The organism is Sorangium sp. So ce426, from assembly GCF_051475585.1.
In the GTDB taxonomy this organism is placed as follows: domain Bacteria; phylum Myxococcota_A; class Polyangia; order Polyangiales; family Polyangiaceae; genus Sorangium; species Sorangium cellulosum_B.
The window spans coordinates 12,749,028-12,764,799 of record NZ_CP150341.1 but is presented as its reverse complement, the minus strand read 5'-3'; the positions used below and the strand labels follow the sequence as shown (position 1 = coordinate 12,764,799).

Genomic DNA, 15,772 nt, shown 5'->3' with positions numbered 1-15,772 from the left:
CACAGGTCAGCCGAATCGCAGGCTGCTCTCCCGCCTCTCGTCCGCCCTCCCCCGAGCGACGCCGCCGCCGACGGTCACCCGCACAGGAGACGGGCCCAGATCGGCGTTTTCGGCGCGGAAGCGTACTCTTGTACGCTGAGCACCGAAAACGTCGAGGTGGGCCCGGATCCGCAGCGGGTGACCGTCTCTTCTAGAGGGGTTGGCCGTCGGTCTTGCAGGCCGAGCTGCAGCCGTCGCCGCTCGTGTTGTTCGCGTCGTCGCACTCCTCGTACAGGCTCTGCCGCACGCCGTCGCCGCAGTAGGGCCCGTAGATGCACCCCGGCGCGCACTTGCCGTAGCCGCCGGTGTTGTTGCCGTCCCCGTCGTCGCACTGCTCGGGGCCGTTGACCACGCCGTCGCCGCAGCGCGGGCCGTACAGGCAGCTGGGGCCGCACTCGCCGTAGCCGCCGTCGTTCACGCCGTCGTCGCACTGCTCGCCGAGGTTGGCCTGCACCACCGAGTCGCCGCACTGGGCGCCGAGGCGGCAGTTCTCGCTGCAGCCGGTCGCCTCGTTCGGGGGATCGCACTGCTCACCCCATTCCTCGTCGACGCGGCTGTCGCCGCACTTGGCCGCCGGCGTGCAATCGGGGAAGCAGCTGCCGTAGAAGCCGTCGTTCACGCCGTCGTCGCAGGTCTCAGCGCCGTTGACGGCCGCGTCGCCGCAGTACGGCCCGTACGCGCAGTGCTGCGTGCACCCGTTGTAAGCGCCGTTGTTGTCGGCCTCGCCGAGGTCGCAGTCCTCCTCGTCGGGCTGCACCACGCCGTCGCCGCAGCGCGGGCCGTAGAGGCACATCGGCGCGCACTCGCCGTAGCCGCCGTCGTTGACGCCGTCGTCGCACTCCTCGCCGTAGCTCGCCTGCACCACCGTGTCGCCGCAGAGCGCCCCGAGCTGGCAGCCCACGCAGTTCGGGTCGGCCGGGTCGTCGCACTCCTCACCCCACTCCTCGTCGACGTTGCCGTCGCCGCACCGCGGGGCGGGCGTGCAGTTCGGGTTGCACGTGCCGTAGAAGCCGTCGTTGCTGCCGTTGTCGCACTGCTCGGGGCCGTTCGTCGCGCCGTCGCCGCAGTACGGCCCGATCTCGCACTCGATCGAGCAGCCGCCGTAGCCGTTCGCCGTGTTGCCGGCGCCGAGGTCGCACGCCTCGTACGGCGCGTTGATCGCGCCGTCGCCGCACCGGGGCGGGGCCACGCACCCCGGCGCGCAGGCGTTCGAGGCGTTGGCGTACGCGCTGTTGTTGACCCCGTTGTCGCAGGTCTCCGGGCCGTTCCTCTGGCCGTCGCCGCAGTACGGCCCGAGCTGGCAGTCGTTGCACTGGCCGTAGCCCGTCCCGTTCTCGGTGCCGTCGTCGCACTCCTCGCCCGGCGTCACGACCGGCGGGTCGACCCCGCACTGCGGCGTGCACACCGACGTGCCGGCGCTGAAGCCCGACAGCGTGAGCTGGTAGTTCGACCCCGTGACGTGGCGCTCGGCCTGGAACACCGCGATCTCGTAGACCTTGCCCGGCTCGAGGTTCAGGTCGACCTCGTAGGGGTTGCGGGCGTCCGCTGGGCAGACGTTCTGGTTGCAGGGGGTCACGCGGGCGTCGCCGTTGTCCAGGATGGTCACGCTCTCCTGGAGCTGCCCGTGGATGCCGCCGATGTCCGCGGTCAGCGTGTTCTTGATGAACACCCAGACGTCGTCGTCACCGAAGAAGGTGAGCACCGGATCGGCCGCAGCGCCGTTTGGCGTGAACTGGAACCAGTACCGGACCTCGCTCGTGAAGTAGAAGTTGTGCCCCTGGTCCTGCGCCTTCTCCAGCCCGGCGGAGACCAGGTTGTCGAGCACGGGATCGCCGTTCGGCTGGGTGCGATCCACGGGCCAGAACGGGTTCCGCTGGTACACGTATCTGCCGGCGTCCGGGAGCAGCTCGATGGTGGTGACGAGCGTCCTGTTGTACGTCGGGTTGTCCCGGTACCACCACTGGAAGTTGTTCTGCCCCGTGGTCCAGCCGTTCGCGTCGCTCGGCGTGACGAAGTCGGGGCCGAACCTGCTCACGGGCTTGCCGTCGGCGTCGAGAGTCGTCTGGACCGTGCGGTCGGTCTGAATGCCGCTGGCGTTGCTGGGCGTGATCTCGAAATCGAAGTGCCCGATGAGGCTGTCCGTCAGGTTGTTGTCGCACGCCGTGTTGCTGACGGTGCGGTCGTACGTGGTCGGGCACCAGCCGATGAAGTCGCGGAGGACCATCGGCAGCCGCATCTCGGTGGGCTGAACGGTGCAGGTGTAGCCCGGCTCGATCGTGCACGTCGCGGAGCATCCGTCGCCGCTCACGGTGTTGCCGTCGTCGCACGCCTCGGTGGTGTCGCCGGGCAGGAGCATGCCGTCGCCGCACTTCGAGACGCACGCGCCGCCGCTGCAGTCCGGCTCGCCCTTGCAGTCCGGCGTGCAGCCGTCGCGCCAGTTGCCGTTGCCGTCGTCGCAGGCCTCGGTGCCCTCGCGAATGTTGTTGCCGCAGACGGAGTAACCCGTGCAGTCCTGGGGCACGGCGCTATTGCACACCCGCCCGGGCTCGATGCGGCACGTGTCGTCGCAGCCGTCGCCCGAGACGAGATCGCCGTCGTCGCACTGCTCGGCGCCGCGCTTGCGCCCGTCGCCGCAGATGGTCTTGCAGGGGAACCCGACGCGCGAGCAATCCCACCCGTCCTCGATCGTCTGGCAATCGGCGCTGCAGCCGTCGCCGCTGACCGGCGGGCTCTGCCCGTCATCGCACACCTCGGTGCCGCCGATCTTGCCGTCGCCGCACACGGGCGGCGGCGGCGGAGTGCAGCGCCCGCCGCCCGGCGGGCACGTCCAGCCGACCTCGATCTTGCACTGCGCGGTGCAGCCGTCGCCGCCCTCAGGGGACGTCCCTCCGCCGTCGTCGCACTGCTCGCCGAGCTGCACAACGCCGTCGCCGCAAAAGGTCCTCACGGTGCAGGGCTGGCCGGGCCTGCAGACCCAGCCCTCCTCGAGCCGGCAGTCCGCCGTGCAGCCGTCGCCGCTCTCCGGCGGGTCGTCGCCGTCGTCGCACTGCTCGTTGCCGCTCACGCGGCCGTCGCCGCACAGGTAGAGCGGGATGCACGGCTCGCCCGGCTCGAGGCACACGTACGCCGGGTCCTTCACCTGGCAGTCGGCGGAGCAACCGTCGCCGCCCACGGCGTTGCCGTCGTCGCAGAGCTCGCCCGGCTGCACCTTGCCGTCGCCGCACTCGATCAGCCGCACGCAGGGCGATCCGGGGGTCGGGCAGTTGTAATAGGGCTCCTGCCGGCACAGGCTCGAGCAGCCGTCGCCGCTCGCGGTGTTGCCGTCGTCGCACCCCTCGCCAGTCTCCTTGGCGCCGTTGCCGCAGACCGGCAGCCGCGTGCACGGCTGACCGGGCCGGCTGCACTGGAACCCCGCCTCGCGCTTGCAGTCCGCGCTGCAGCCGTCGCCGGACGCAGGCGGGTCGTCGCCGTCCTCGCACTCCTCCGAGCCGTTCACGCGGCCGTCGCCGCAGTCGTAGAGCAGGATGCACGGCTCGCCCGGCTTCGGGCACACGTACGAGGGGTCGACGTAGTAACAGTCGGCGCTGCAGCCGTCGCCGTCGATGTTGTTGCCATCGTCGCAGAACTCGCCGGGGTCGACGACGCCATCGCCGCACGCGATGGTCAGCTCGCAAGGCTGACCGGCCGTCGGACACTCCCAGTAAGGCTCGATCTGGCACTGCCCAGAACAGCCGTCGCCCGGCAGCGTATTGCCGTCGTCGCAGGCCTCGGACGCCTGGTTCAGCGCCGCGTCTCCGCAGGCGGGGCCGGGAGGCAGGAAGCACTCGGGGGGCGGATCGTCGACCGCGCACGGGTCCGGCTCGCCGCCGCCGTTGCCGCCGAGGCCGATGCCGCTGCCCACCGTGAACTCGGGCTCACCCCCGGTGCCGCCGGCGCCGCCCACGCCAGGCGCGCCGCCGCCGGAGCTCGCGCCGCTCCCGGAGCCGGTCGCATCGCTCGTGGTCGCGCCGCCCCCGCCGCAAGCGACCGTGATCTGAAGCAATCCCACCGCCAAAGCCAGATAAGAAGTCCTTAACCCCACGGCCACCTCGATAACGCACGTTGCGCTCTTCCCGAGCAAACGGCGCTAGACACACTTTATCGTAAAAGTGCACCCCGGCTCCAGGCGAAATTGGCGGCGCCGCTGTGCTCGGCGCAGCGCTTCGTCCTGCTCATCATCCTGCTCACCGCCGGTAGCCGACGTGGTTCTGCGCCCAGGCGTCCACCTCGGCGCTGCGCTCTGGTCTCCACCTTGGTCTCGGCGCAAATTCCGACAATAATATCTATTTCCACCGTGACTCAACTCGGCTTCTGCCGACGAGCTCGCGGCTTGATGTCGAATCGAGCACGGCCGGAGTTCGATCTTGACATCGCCGGGCGCGCCGCGGATCAGGGCGGCGGCGGCGAGGTGTACGCGGGCCAGCCGCCGCTCACCCGGCGATCGGCGACTGGCCGTCTCAGGAAGGCAGCGGCTGCCCGTCGTTCCGACCTGGCCTGCGCCGCGCGACCTCGATCCCCGAGATGCAGACGGCCAGCCACACGGTGCCTGCGGCGAACCCCGCGAGCACGTCGCTCAGGTAGTGCACGCCGAGGTACATGCGGCTGAAGCCCATCGCCACGGTCCAGCCGAGCGCGAGCGCGACGAGCACGAGGCGAGCGCGCAGCGTCCGGAGGAGCAGGAGGCCCAGGTACGAGAGCATGCCAAAGGCGACGAACGTGCCCATCGAGTGCCCGCTCGGGAAGCTCCACCCCGCGGCCACCGCGAGCGGATCGGCGAACGTCGGCCGCGGCCGGGCGAACAGGGCCTTGAGCGCGGAGTTGAGGAGCCCGCCGCCGGCGAGCGCGAAGAGCCACCCGACCGCGAGGACCCGCCGGCCCCGCCTCAGCAGCGCCGCGGCCACGACGAGCGCGAGCAGCGCGAGCGCCCAGAAGCTGCCGAGGAGGGTGAACGCGCGGAGCGCCGCCACGCCGGCGCGGCTCGACGACGCGTGGAGCGCGCGCGCGAGCGCGAGATCGACGTCCACGATCGGCTCGCCCTCGCGCACCCCCTCCGCGAGCGCGACGAACACGAGCGCGGCCATGCTGAGCGCCAGCCCGAGGCCGAGGTGGATCACGAGGTACTCGGCCGCGGAGAGCTCGCGCAGCACCCGCGCGACCGCGGGGAACCGGGCCGAGAGGCGCCGCGTGGCCGGGTGCGCGGCCGCCGCGGCGTAGGCCCGGACGGCCCACGCCCACAGCGCCCGCGCGTGGCGGTCGGAGAAGCGCGCGACGGCGACGAGCCCGAGGAGCACCCCCACCGTTCCGATCAAGAGCAGCGCGAGCAGCAGAAAGGGCCGCGCGCCGACCGCCGAGGCCAGCTGCTCGGCGGGGAGGTCCAGCGCTTCCATGGCGGAGCTCTAGCACGCGGCCGCGCCGCGGCTCTCGCTCAGGGGACGAGCGACACGACGGCTTCCGGCGTCGCGAGATCGCTGATGTTGGCGACCCGGATCTCGTCCTCGGAGACGGAGTAGACGTGATCCTCCATGAAGACGCTCCGCTTCACGAACGACGTCGCGTTGCTCCACCAGCTCCCGCAGCTCGCGCCGCTCCCGCCCGCGCTCGCCTCGGGCAGCGGGTGGGGCACGCCCCCGACGGACGTGAAGCCCGCGCCGGTATCCACCTTGTAGACGAGCAGCCCGCTGAACGTCATCGTGTCGCCGAAGTCGCCGCCGCTCCCGCCCTCGCAGATCACCATGGGGATCCCGAGCAACCCCCGCTGGGTGAAGTAGTTGAACGCGAGGTGGTTGGTCGCGGCGTCGCTCGCGGAGCCGCGCGTCCCGATCACCTCCTTGTGTGTGAGCGTCGGCGCGTCGAGGTCCGTGACGTCGAAAATCTGGAGCAGGATCCCCTGGAACCACGCGAAGTCGCCCTGGTCGTCGGCGTCGTAGCCGATGCTCATGACGTGCCCCTCGTCGATCCTGTGCATGTAGGTCGAGAAGCCGGGGATCTTCAGCTCGCCGCGCACCCTCGGCGCCTCGGGGTCCGAGAAGTCGATGGTGTAGAGCGGGTCGGTCTTCTTGAAGGTCACGACGAACCCGACGTCGCCGTAGAAGCGGGCGGATCGGATGTCCTCGCCGGGCGCGAGCTGGTCCACCATCCCTTTGACCACGAGCGCGCCGCCCTCCTGCTTCAGCGACGCGACGGTGTTGTGCGTGTCCGGGTCGGGCAGGTGCCCGGTGGTGGTCGCGATGCGGAGATACCCCTCGTGCTCGCTGAGGGCGAACTGGTTGAGCACGCGCCCCTTCACGACGCCGCTCCCCAGGTACGCGCTCGGCGCCGCGCGCTCGCTCAGCGCGAACTTGTGGACGGTCGTCGCGTCGGGCGTCGTCTCGCCGTCGTCGTAGAACCAGCCGTACGTCTCGCCGTACTGGTGCCGGCTCGCCACGTAGAGCGAGTCCGCTGTCGCGTAGACGGCGCCGGGCCTGCCCACGATCGTGGTCTGGCCGAGCGCCTCGGCGCCGAGCTCTGTCGAGACGACCGAGAGGAAGCTCTGCCCGTCGCCCGTGTTCGACAGGTAGAAGTTCTCGCAGCTCGCGAACGGGGCGTGGCTGCTCGTCGAGGCCACGCCGTCCCGGTACAGCGTGTCCTCCACGGTGGGCAGCTGGATGTCGAGCGGGGCCGCGTCGATCACGGCAAGGTTCTTCTCCACGAGCTTGTCGTACGCGCTGTTGACGGCGGCCACCGTGGACGGGTTGACCCCCTGCGCGGACAGGGTGCAGACATCGATGCCCTCTGGCCAGGTAGAGAGTCCCTCCACCACCGGCTCGGGGGAGGCCACGACCGTGTGCACGGCGCTCCCGATGCGCCGGGCGTTGAGGAACGATCCGGAGAACTTCAGCGTCCGCACGACGGTCGGCGCCGTGAGATCGCTGATGTCGAGCTCGGTGACCAGGAGCGGCGTGCCGTCGCCCGTGAACTCGCAATCGTATCCGTACGTGCATTCACCCCTGGTATAAGGGAGCTCGCCGTCAGGCGACGAGGACGGGGACAGCGACGAGTACACGAGGGCGCGCTTCTCGTGGACGAAGAGCTTCTTCGGCTCCCCCTCGATCGCGACCGACGCGACGCGGTGGATGTCGGCTGCGGGCCACGCGTCGAAGATCTGGAATTGCCCGTGGGCCAGGATATAGACGTTCTCTCCGTCGTTCTTGATGAAGTCGGCCTCGTCGACGTCCGCTTCCTGCGTGTTCGTCGTCGAGTACTCCGTGGCGGCCCCGTCGTCGACACCCCCGCCCCCTGACTCCTCGGCCGGCGGCGAGACGGGCCCTCCCGTGGAGGAGGAGGAGCCGGAGGAGGCGGATGCGACGACCCCGCCGTCCGCTCCGAACCAGTAGCACCCCGCCTCGAGCTGCTGCAGGGCGGACTTCCGCGCCACGTCGACCGACTTGATCATGTTCTGCTTCAGCCGTTCGCGGAGCAGCGCCTCGACATCGTCGCAGCTCGTCGCGGGCGTGAGGGCGCTCTGCGCCAGGCCCGTCTGCGCGGGCCCGCCCGATCCGCTCCCGTGCGAGCAGGCGGCGAAGCCGGCGCCTAGCGCCAGCAGAGAAACAAGCGTACAACCCCTGTAGAATGATCGCATGTGAGTCTCCGTGTCCGTCTGTCGTTCGGATCGATGGCCTCAGGAGAAGCACTCGGCATGCCGAGACATTTCGTCAGCAATTACGGGTAGATACGGCGTACACCCCCTGGCACATGCCGGCACAAACTGCGCCTGATACCTGATTGAGTCGGCGCGCAGGCGCCAGAGGGCCCAGGAGGAAGTGAGGAGCAAGAGGAGCGCCGCGGTGACACTGCGGCTCGGACGAGGCACGGTGGGTCGAGGAGAGCACGAGGAGGGAGTGATGCAGGCGTGATGAAGAAGCTGGAGCTCGAGTCGTATTCTGCGCAGGCCGCCCGTTGGCCCTCGGCAGGACGCCACATCCTCGCGCAGTTCGACGCCGAGACCATCGTGGTCTATCAGGCGTACCGCCCGTCGATCGCGCGCCACGCGGCCCTGCACCAGCGGCTCGGAGGGCCGGAGTTCAGCTTTGGCCGCATGAGCTGGATCAAGCCGAACTTTCTCTGGATGATGTTCCGCTCGGGCTGGGGTATGAAGCCCGACCAGGAGGCGGTGCTGGCCATCCGCATCCAGCGCGCGGGGTTCGACGCGATCCTGGCGGCCGCGGTGCCGTCGGGCTTCGTGCCCGAGCTCTACCCGAGCGAGGAGGCGTGGAAGAGCGATCTCCAGCGCTCGGACGTGCGGCTCCAGTGGGATCCGGACCACCATCCGTCGGGCGCGCCGGTCGCGCGGCGGGCGATCCAGCTCGGCCTGCGGGGCGCGACGCTGCGGCGGTTCGCCGAGGAGTGGACGGTGGGCGTGGAGGACATCTCGGCGCTCGTGGCGGAGCAGAGGGAGGTGCTGCGCGGCCGGGGTGTCGGAGAGCTCGAGATCCCGCGGGAAGAGGTGTATTGGCCGACAGCGGCGGAGGCAGCGAGGCGGGTTGGGATAGAGCGCTGAGGGGCGCAGCGGGACGACGAGCCCTGGCCAGGGTAGCGGCGCTCCCCTACTGTCGGCGCCAATGGCTTCCAGCTCTCTCGGCTTTGCCGAGTCCCGCCAGCGGCGCACCGCCCAGGTCCTGCTGTTCGTCACCCCGGCGCTGTTCACCGCCAACATGCTGCTGGCCCGCGCCACGGCCGATTTCATCCCGCCGGTGGCGCTGGCGGAGCTGCGCTGGACGGGCGTCGTGCTGGTGCTGCTCCCCTTCTGCGGCCGCGAGCTGTGGCGCGCCCGCGCCGCGCTGCGGCGCGACTGGGCCCGATATGCCCTGCTCGGCCTGCTGGGCATGGGCATCTGCGGCGCCGGCGTCTATCACGGCGCCGCCACCACCACGGCCACCAACATCGGCCTGATTTACGCTGTCTCGCCGGTGATCATCATCCTGCTGTCACGGGCCATGTTCGGAGAGCGGCTCAGCCGGCGCCAGGGCCTGGGCGCCGCGCTGGCGCTGACCGGCGTGCTGGTCATCGTGCTGCGCGGCGACCCGGCGGCGCTGCTTTCGCTCAGCTTCAGCACCGGTGACCTGATGATCCTCGGCGCCGCGATCTCCTGGGCGCTTTACACGGTGCTGCTGAAGCGATGGCCCGATCCGCTGGGGGTCCAGGCGCGGCTCACCGCGATCGCGCTGGCCGGGGCGATCCTCCTTGTGCCGCTGCTCGGCTGGGAGCTGGCCAGCCGCGGCGCGCCGCATTTCGACCTGCGCACCATCGCCACCGTGCTGACGCTGGTCCTGGTGCCGGGCGTCGGCGCCTATGCCACGTACAGCTATATCACCGAGCATCTCGGCCCCAGCCGCACTGGCCTGCTGCTCTACCTCTCACCGGTCTATACCGCCTCTCACCGGTCTATACCGCCGTGCTGGCGTGGCTGCTCCTCGGCGAGGCGTTTGCCCTCTACCACTGGCTCGGCGCGGCGCTCGTCTTGCCGGGCCTCTTCTTCGCCACCCACAAGCCGAAGACGACCTGAATCCCCCGCGCTCGGCGGCCCGACCCCTGCCCGAGCGGCTGCGCTCGGCCGAGCTGCCGCCGCCCTGCGGCCCCAGGGGCCGCTCCGGCCGGCGCGCGCTGACGCGTCGCGCCCTCCATGATTTTGCCGCGCCCTCCATGATCTTGCGTATCTTGCGCGGCGCCCCCTCGTGCGCAGGTTCTCTTCCGGCGCCTGCGGGCTCCCGGTGCTGGGCTCGGCGCCTGCTTGACAGAATCCTCCAGCAGCACCAGACAGATCCCTCCAGATGATGACGAAGACCACCACCCTGCCCGTCGTGCTCCTGACAGCCCTCGCCCTCGCGACCGCCGGCTGCGATTCCAGCGGCAGCGGCGGGCGGTCCAAGGAGCGCTGGGCGACCACCGAGAATACCACCGTCGAGCTCGACTTCGACAAGGTCAACGAAGCCTTCAAGGCGGCCGAGGGGCCCGAGGACTTCGAGCGGCGCGTCAACGAGATCTACCAGGGGAGCGAGGTCATCAGCGTCGCCGTGCAGGACCTGGACGCCAAGACGCAGGTCGTCACCGGGTTCTTCGACAAGAACAGCGACGGCGGCGTGCAGGACCCCGAGAAGGTGTTCACGATCCGCCGTGACGTCTCGGGCGAAGGCGCCGCGCAGATCCAGACGTCCGGGTTCGGCCCCTACGGGTACTACCACTCGCCGGTGATGAGCCTGGCGTCGGGCATGCTCCTCGGCGCCATGGTGTCGTCGGCGCTGCGCCCGAACTACGTGCCGGTGTACACGCAGCCGTACACCACGCCGCCCGGCCGCGCGCCCGATCTGCGATCCCAGCGCGACGCCTACCGCGCCTCGAACCCGTCCAGCGTCGACAGCAGCAAGTCGTCGCAGACAGGGCGGCGCTACAACAACGCTGGCGGCAGCCGCTTCGGCAGCGGCAAGTCCGGCGCCGGCTCGCGCTTCGGCGTCCGCCGCAGCGAGCGCGGCCGCAGGCCCGAGCGCCTGGTCGCGTAGCCGCGCGCCGGCCGCGATGCAGCCCCTGCGAAGCATCTCCGAGCTCCCGTTCCGCTGCCGTCCCGCGCTGGAGCTGCTGAACCTCGAACATCACCGCGACGAGCCGGACGTGGAGTCCACGCAGTTCGGCTGGTGCCGGGTGGACGCGCTCTGGCTGGATGGCCGCGCGGGTCGCGGGCCGCTCCTGGTGACCGACGCGCTGGTCGTGGCGGTGCACTCCGCGGACGAGCCGGAGGTGCTGTCCGACGACGTGGAGCTCGAGTTCTTCGTCGAGGAGGTCGCCGAGGACTACTCGGTGACCGTGCTCCTGTCGGCGTTCCTCGAGCGCTGGCTGCCGGCCGCGCACTCGGGCGAGCGCGCCATCGTGCTCGCCATGTGCAACCCCCACGCCGCGCGCATCCGGCGGCCGGAGGCGGCGGGGCGCACACCCGTGTATTATGCCGACGGCGACGTCGACGCGTGGCTCGACACCGACGCAGACGGTCGCCGGCACATCCGCCTCGAGGCGGAGGCCTGGCGCATCGCGGAGTGAGACGATGTTCGAAGGACGCAAACAGCCGATCGTGTCGCGCGAGCAGAAGCTGGTCTATGCCGGCATCTACGTGCTGAAGAAGATGGACCTGAAGCCCGCCGATGGAGGCATGGAGATGCCCCTCGTGCTCCCGTCCGAGCTGAGCCCGCTGGAGGACGTCCTGCAGGAGCTCGTGAACGCGGACCTCGTCGAGGTCAACCGCCGCAAGGCGCGGTTCGAGCTCACCAAGAAGGGGCTGGCCTACCTCGGCGAGATCATCGACGAGGCGGAGGCGCTGGTCGACGAGTTCGACGACGAGTCGCTCGAGGACGCGGTGGCCGAGCTCCGCATGCGAAACGTGGACGTGCTGCGAGCCCGGTTTCTGTGGGGCTGGTACGACGGCGAGCTGGACGATCTGGTGCTCTTCCAGCAGCGCCGGGGCGTGACGCCGGTCGAGCAGTGGTGGGCCGACTACCTCATGAGCGACGCGTTCTACGAAGAGCTGCGGCGCGACTACGAGTGAGCGCGAGGGCGGCCGTCAGCGCGGTCGGGCGCGCTCCCCCATCGGCCGCGTGAGGAGCCGCCGGAAGAAGGGGGATCACGACTGACGGGTAACCTCGACCACGGCGCGTTCCGCGTTCCGCGCGACGCGAGCGCGCGGCATGGGAGGCGCCGCCCGGGCGTTTTGATAGTCTCGCCCCTCGCCTCGTGGACACTCCCGCCCGCCGCCCGCTCTTCCCTCACCTGCCCGCGCTCGACGGGCTGCGCGGGCTCGCCCTGCTCGGCGTCCTCTTCTTCCACGCGAACGGGATGCTGCGCGGCGGCTTCCTCGGCGTCGATCTCTTCTTCGTCCTCTCGGGCTACCTCATCACGTCGCTCCTCCTCGCGGAGCACGAGGCGCGCGGCGCGATCTCGCTCAAGGACTTCTGGATCCGCCGCGCGCGCCGGCTCCTCCCGGCGCTCCTCGCGCTCGTCCCGGTGGTCGTGCTCCACGGGCGCCTCTTCGGGCCGCCGAGCGCGCTCGCCGGCCTCCGCGCCGACGTGCTCGCGACGCTCGGCTACGTCGCGAACTGGCGCGCCATCTACGCGCACAGGAGCTACTGGGAGATCTTCACGTCGCGCTCGCCGCTCGAGCACACGTGGAGCCTGGCGATCGAGGAGCAGTTCTACGTCGTCTGGCCGCTCGTCATCGTCTTCGTGCTCTCGCGGTGGTCGCGCCGCGGCGTGCTCGTCCTGACGCTGGCACTGGCCGCGCTCTCCGCGATCGCGATGCTCGCCCTCTTCGCGCCGGAGAGCACGACGCGCGTGTACATGGGCACGGACACGCGCGCCTCCGGCATCCTGCTCGGCGCCGCGCTCGCGACGGTGCTCACGCCGCGCGCCGCGCTCTCCGCGGGCGCGGTGCGCCTCCTCGACGGCGCCGGCGTCGCCTCGGCGGTCGGCCTCGCCATCGCGTGGTCCGTGTTCGACGGCCAGTCGTGGCTCCTCTACCACGGCGGGTTCTGGCTCACGGAGCTCGGGGCCCTCGTCCTCATCGCGTGCGCCGTGCAGGGCTCGCGGAGCCTCGTCGCGCGCGCGCTCGCGTGGCGCCCGCTCGCGTGGGTCGGCACCATCAGCTACGGCGTCTATCTCTGGCACTGGCCGGTGCACGTGTTCGTGTCGAGCGATCGCCTGCACGGCCCCGCCCTCACCGCGCTCCGCTTCGCGGTAACCTTCGCGGTCGCGCTCGCCTCCTACCGCTTCCTCGAGCGGCCGATCCGCGAGCGCGGGCTGCCGAAGGGGCGCTCGTTCTGGGCGGTGCCGGCCGGCGTCACGCTCGGCCTGCTCATCGCCGTGCGCGCGACCCACGCGCAGGACGGCGAGGCGCCGAAGGGCTCCGCGATGGTCGACGCGCTCGTCACCGCCGTCGTGAAGGACGACGTCACGTTCCGCGTCGTCGTCGTCGGCGACTCGACAGCGAACACGCTCGGCTGGGCGCTCCGCGGCCTGCAGGAACGCGGGCTCGCGGTGGACCTCCACGGGCGGGACGGCTGCACCATCATGGCGGACCTCTGCGGCATGACCGAGTGGCCCGCGCTCCTCGCGCAGGCGAAGCCCGACGCCGCGGTCCTCTACCTCGGCGGCGCCTTCATGCACGGCATCACGGTGAACGACGAGTGGACGAAGGCGTGCAAGCCGGCGTGGCACGAGCGCTTCGAGACGAACCTCGTCACGAACCTCGACAAGCTCCGGAACCCGCACGGGCGCGTCTGGATGGCGACCGTCCCCTACGCGCTCGGCGACTGGGAGACGAAGGACGTCCGCGAGCAGGTGACGTGCATCAACCGCTCGATCCGGAAGGTCGTCGCGGCGCTGCCCGACGTCGCGCTCCTCGACCTCCAGGAGAACATCTGCCCCGGGGGCGAGTGCCGGCGCATGTACGAAGACGGGGCGATCCGGCCCGACGGCGTGCATTTCACGATCGAGGGGGCGCGCGGCGTGGCGCAGTGGACGCTCGCGGAGCTCCGCGCGAAGCGCGCCGCGGCGGACCCCGGGCCGCTCCGCTGAGCGGGCACGCCACCCGCCGACCACGAGCGCAGCGACCCCGCCGGGCAGCGATCCGGCCGTGACGACAGCGATCACGAGCGTGGCTGGCGCGGCTACGCGCTCCACATGAAGACCGCCCTGGAGCAGGTCAAGGCCGAGTTCACCGAGCTCAAGCACCGTGTTTACCGGCGCAAGAGCGAGAAGATGCCGGCCATGGAGCGTGAGGTTCGCCGCGGCCGAGAGAAGGGTCCGTCGGAGTCACTCCGCGAGCGGCGCGAGAACGCGCTCGCGAATAGACGCTCGTCAGCGACCAGCTGAAGGTCCGCGTACCGACGCCGAGCGCTCCTGTCCTCACTGAAGGCGGTGCGATCTGCGCCTTGTCGGCGAGGGGAAGACTTCGACGGGATGCGACCACGCAACTGGGCACTTCAGGCTTCACGTGACGGCATGTGAAACGCTCGCGTGCTTGCGCGGCGAGTACGTCGCCGTTTGCTCCTGATCCGCAATACATGGCGCGCCCGCCAACATCGGAGAATAAGACGTCCTTGACTGGATGAGCACGCTGCTTTGGGTTGTACCCCTCGCGCCGCGAGAACTTCTCGGCACTCAGCCCGCTCCGTTCTCATCGCTCGACCCGCTCCGCAGACTCCACCCTCGTCGCCATCGCTTCTCCATTGTTGCGATGGAATCAGGTAACCGGCGCCACGCGAGCGATCGCGATGCCCTTGGCTGGGGGGATAGGGCTGCGAGACAACGGCCATTGACGCGGACACGCGCTCTTGCGCCGCGCCACTCCAGGAGACCTTCGTGCCGAAGCATACCCGTCGAGGCCAGCAGCAAGCGGATGCGAGCAAACGCCACACGAGCCAAGAGACTCACCTGGCACGCGATGTAGACGATGTGCGTCCCACCGACATGGTGACCTGCGCCGCCACCTCGGATGCCTGGACAGCGGAGATGGCGGAGCGCGATCCTCGGATCGCGCTCCGCGACGCTGGCCATTCGTATACCCATGCGCATCTCCATTCGTCGATCGGGACGCCCGAGAGCGCGGACCAGAGATGTAAGCAGGCCACCTCCCGCGAGAGCCTCGCGCGAGCGCTCGACCTCACGCTGCAGGGCTGCGAGGTCGCGCTTCAGCTCGCCGATCTCTCTACCTTCGTTCAGCTCGAAGCCGAGCACCACGACCGCGAGAGCATTCGGGCGGCCGACCTGCCGGGGTGCACGGCGCTCCTCCGCGACAGCGCGTCCGACCTCGCGGGGTGGTGCCGAGGTTACATGGAGGTCGTCAGCGCGGCCACCCGCGGCCTCGTCGAAGTAGCCCAGGACCGCTTCTCCCTCGCCGAGGGGCACCTGGAGCACGCGAGGCGCCTGGCCGAGGAGCAGGCCGACGTCGTACGTTCTGGCGTGCTTGCCGAGCTGCTCGACGGCCTACTCGAGCTCACTCGCGCCCGAAAAGCCTGCGCCAGCGGGCAGGAAGTCGATGCTCGGGCGCACCATCGGGGAGCTCACCAGCGCTTTACTCGCCTCGCGCAGCTGCGCGAGGGCAAAGGCTCGCCGGCGGCCCGCCCCACCGGATCGGATGTCGAAGCCGAGGACACAGACAAGACTCCTCGCGTCAACGGACGCGCACCGGGGGCGCCGGCAGCCGAGCAGACCGCAGATCTCGAGCTGGGTCCCGACGGCATGTGGTTCCGCGCACACGGCAGGGCGAGGGTGAGCATGCGGCGGCGCCACGCCATGCGACGGGTGCTCCTTCGCCTGGTGGAGCAGCTGGACACGGCACCGGGGCAGCCCGTCGCAACGTCGGCGCTGATCGATGTCGGCTGGCCGGACGAGCGGATCCTCGCCGGCGCGGCGATGAACCGCCTCTACAACACGATCGCGGTGCTGCGCAGCCTGGGCCTCGGCGAGATGCTGCATACCGCCGAGAGAGGGTATGTGCTGGAGCCCTCGCTCTCGCTGAGCTTCCACCCACGCAAAGCCTGAGACAAACTAAGGAACTCTAAGATCCTCCCATGACGGATTGCCCATACCGTCGACTCCAGAGAGCCGAACGAGACCGGACCCGGCCGGTGGCCGTAGGTCTCGTGAGGCGCTCCAAGGAGTTTCATGTCCACCCAGT

The 15,772-nt window shown here is 70.3% G+C and carries 11 protein-coding genes; 8 read left to right on the top strand and 3 right to left on the bottom strand.

Features of this window, described 5'->3' with window-relative positions:
- Positions 1 to 190 precede the first annotated feature (190 nt).
- The 3 genes from WMF44_RS47990 to WMF44_RS47980 form a co-directional block, all read right to left on the bottom strand.
- Positions 191 to 4,081 carry a DUF4215 domain-containing protein gene (locus tag WMF44_RS47990; protein WP_437301692.1) on the bottom strand — a complete coding sequence of 1,297 codons (3,891 nt, stop codon included), beginning with the start codon at positions 4,079 to 4,081 and terminating at the stop codon, positions 191 to 193.
- 454 nt (positions 4,082 to 4,535) lie between these two features.
- The gene (locus tag WMF44_RS47985; protein ID WP_437296751.1) at positions 4,536 to 5,465 is read right to left on the bottom strand and encodes a phosphatase PAP2 family protein; all 930 of its coding nucleotides are present in this window, start codon (positions 5,463 to 5,465) and stop codon (positions 4,536 to 4,538) included.
- A 38-nt stretch (positions 5,466 to 5,503) separates the two neighbouring features.
- Complete coding sequence (locus tag WMF44_RS47980; RefSeq protein ID WP_437296750.1) at positions 5,504 to 7,696, bottom strand: beta-propeller domain-containing protein; 2,193 nt, start codon at positions 7,694 to 7,696, stop codon at positions 5,504 to 5,506.
- Positions 7,697 to 7,969: 273 nt separating this feature from the next.
- On the opposite strand from WMF44_RS47980, the gene WMF44_RS47975 reads away from it, so the two are divergent.
- From WMF44_RS47975 to WMF44_RS47940, 8 genes are all read left to right on the top strand, one after another.
- On the top strand, positions 7,970 to 8,614 hold the full coding sequence (locus WMF44_RS47975; protein WP_437296749.1) for a DUF4291 domain-containing protein: 645 nt from the start codon (positions 7,970 to 7,972) through the stop codon (positions 8,612 to 8,614).
- A 61-nt stretch (positions 8,615 to 8,675) separates the two neighbouring features.
- Positions 8,676 to 9,740 (top strand): DMT family transporter, encoded by a 1,065-nt coding sequence (locus WMF44_RS47970; RefSeq protein WP_437296748.1) that lies wholly within the window; start codon positions 8,676 to 8,678, stop codon positions 9,738 to 9,740.
- Between the two features lie 144 nt (positions 9,741 to 9,884).
- Entirely contained in the window at positions 9,885 to 10,610 is a 726-nt protein-coding gene (locus WMF44_RS47965) for a hypothetical protein (protein ID WP_437296747.1), read from the top strand.
- Positions 10,611 to 10,626: 16 nt separating this feature from the next.
- Positions 10,627 to 11,142: a hypothetical protein gene (locus tag WMF44_RS47960; protein ID WP_437296746.1), complete on the top strand. Its 516-nt coding sequence runs from the start codon at positions 10,627 to 10,629 to the stop codon at positions 11,140 to 11,142.
- Between the two features lie 4 nt (positions 11,143 to 11,146).
- Positions 11,147 to 11,644: a hypothetical protein gene (locus tag WMF44_RS47955; protein WP_437296745.1), complete on the top strand. Its 498-nt coding sequence runs from the start codon at positions 11,147 to 11,149 to the stop codon at positions 11,642 to 11,644.
- 185 nt (positions 11,645 to 11,829) lie between these two features.
- Positions 11,830 to 13,668: a DUF459 domain-containing protein gene (locus WMF44_RS47950; RefSeq protein ID WP_437296744.1), complete on the top strand. Its 1,839-nt coding sequence runs from the start codon at positions 11,830 to 11,832 to the stop codon at positions 13,666 to 13,668.
- A gap of 105 nt (positions 13,669 to 13,773) precedes the next feature.
- Positions 13,774 to 13,965 carry a hypothetical protein gene (locus WMF44_RS47945; protein WP_437296743.1) on the top strand — a complete coding sequence of 64 codons (192 nt, stop codon included), beginning with the start codon at positions 13,774 to 13,776 and terminating at the stop codon, positions 13,963 to 13,965.
- 489 nt (positions 13,966 to 14,454) lie between these two features.
- Positions 14,455 to 15,636, top strand: a complete 1,182-nt coding sequence (locus WMF44_RS47940; RefSeq protein ID WP_437296742.1) for a hypothetical protein — start codon at positions 14,455 to 14,457, stop codon at positions 15,634 to 15,636.
- The last annotated feature ends 136 nt before the right edge of the window (positions 15,637 to 15,772 follow it).

What these genes read in the sequence shown, in the direction of transcription:
- WMF44_RS47985 (WP_437296751.1), bottom strand. Translation starts at nt 5,465, where the DNA reads ATGGAAGCGCTGGACCTCCCCGCCGAGCAGCTGGCCTCGGCGGTCGGC.
- WMF44_RS47980 (WP_437296750.1), bottom strand. Translation starts at nt 7,696, where the DNA reads ATGCGATCATTCTACAGGGGTTGTACGCTTGTTTCTCTGCTGGCGCTA.
- WMF44_RS47975 (WP_437296749.1), top strand. Translation starts at nt 7,970, where the DNA reads ATGAAGAAGCTGGAGCTCGAGTCGTATTCTGCGCAGGCCGCCCGTTGG.
- WMF44_RS47970 (WP_437296748.1), top strand. Translation starts at nt 8,676, where the DNA reads ATGGCTTCCAGCTCTCTCGGCTTTGCCGAGTCCCGCCAGCGGCGCACC.
- WMF44_RS47965 (WP_437296747.1), top strand. Translation starts at nt 9,885, where the DNA reads ATGATGACGAAGACCACCACCCTGCCCGTCGTGCTCCTGACAGCCCTC.
- WMF44_RS47960 (WP_437296746.1), top strand. Translation starts at nt 10,627, where the DNA reads ATGCAGCCCCTGCGAAGCATCTCCGAGCTCCCGTTCCGCTGCCGTCCC.
- WMF44_RS47955 (WP_437296745.1), top strand. Translation starts at nt 11,147, where the DNA reads ATGTTCGAAGGACGCAAACAGCCGATCGTGTCGCGCGAGCAGAAGCTG.
- WMF44_RS47945 (WP_437296743.1), top strand. Translation starts at nt 13,774, where the DNA reads ATGAAGACCGCCCTGGAGCAGGTCAAGGCCGAGTTCACCGAGCTCAAG.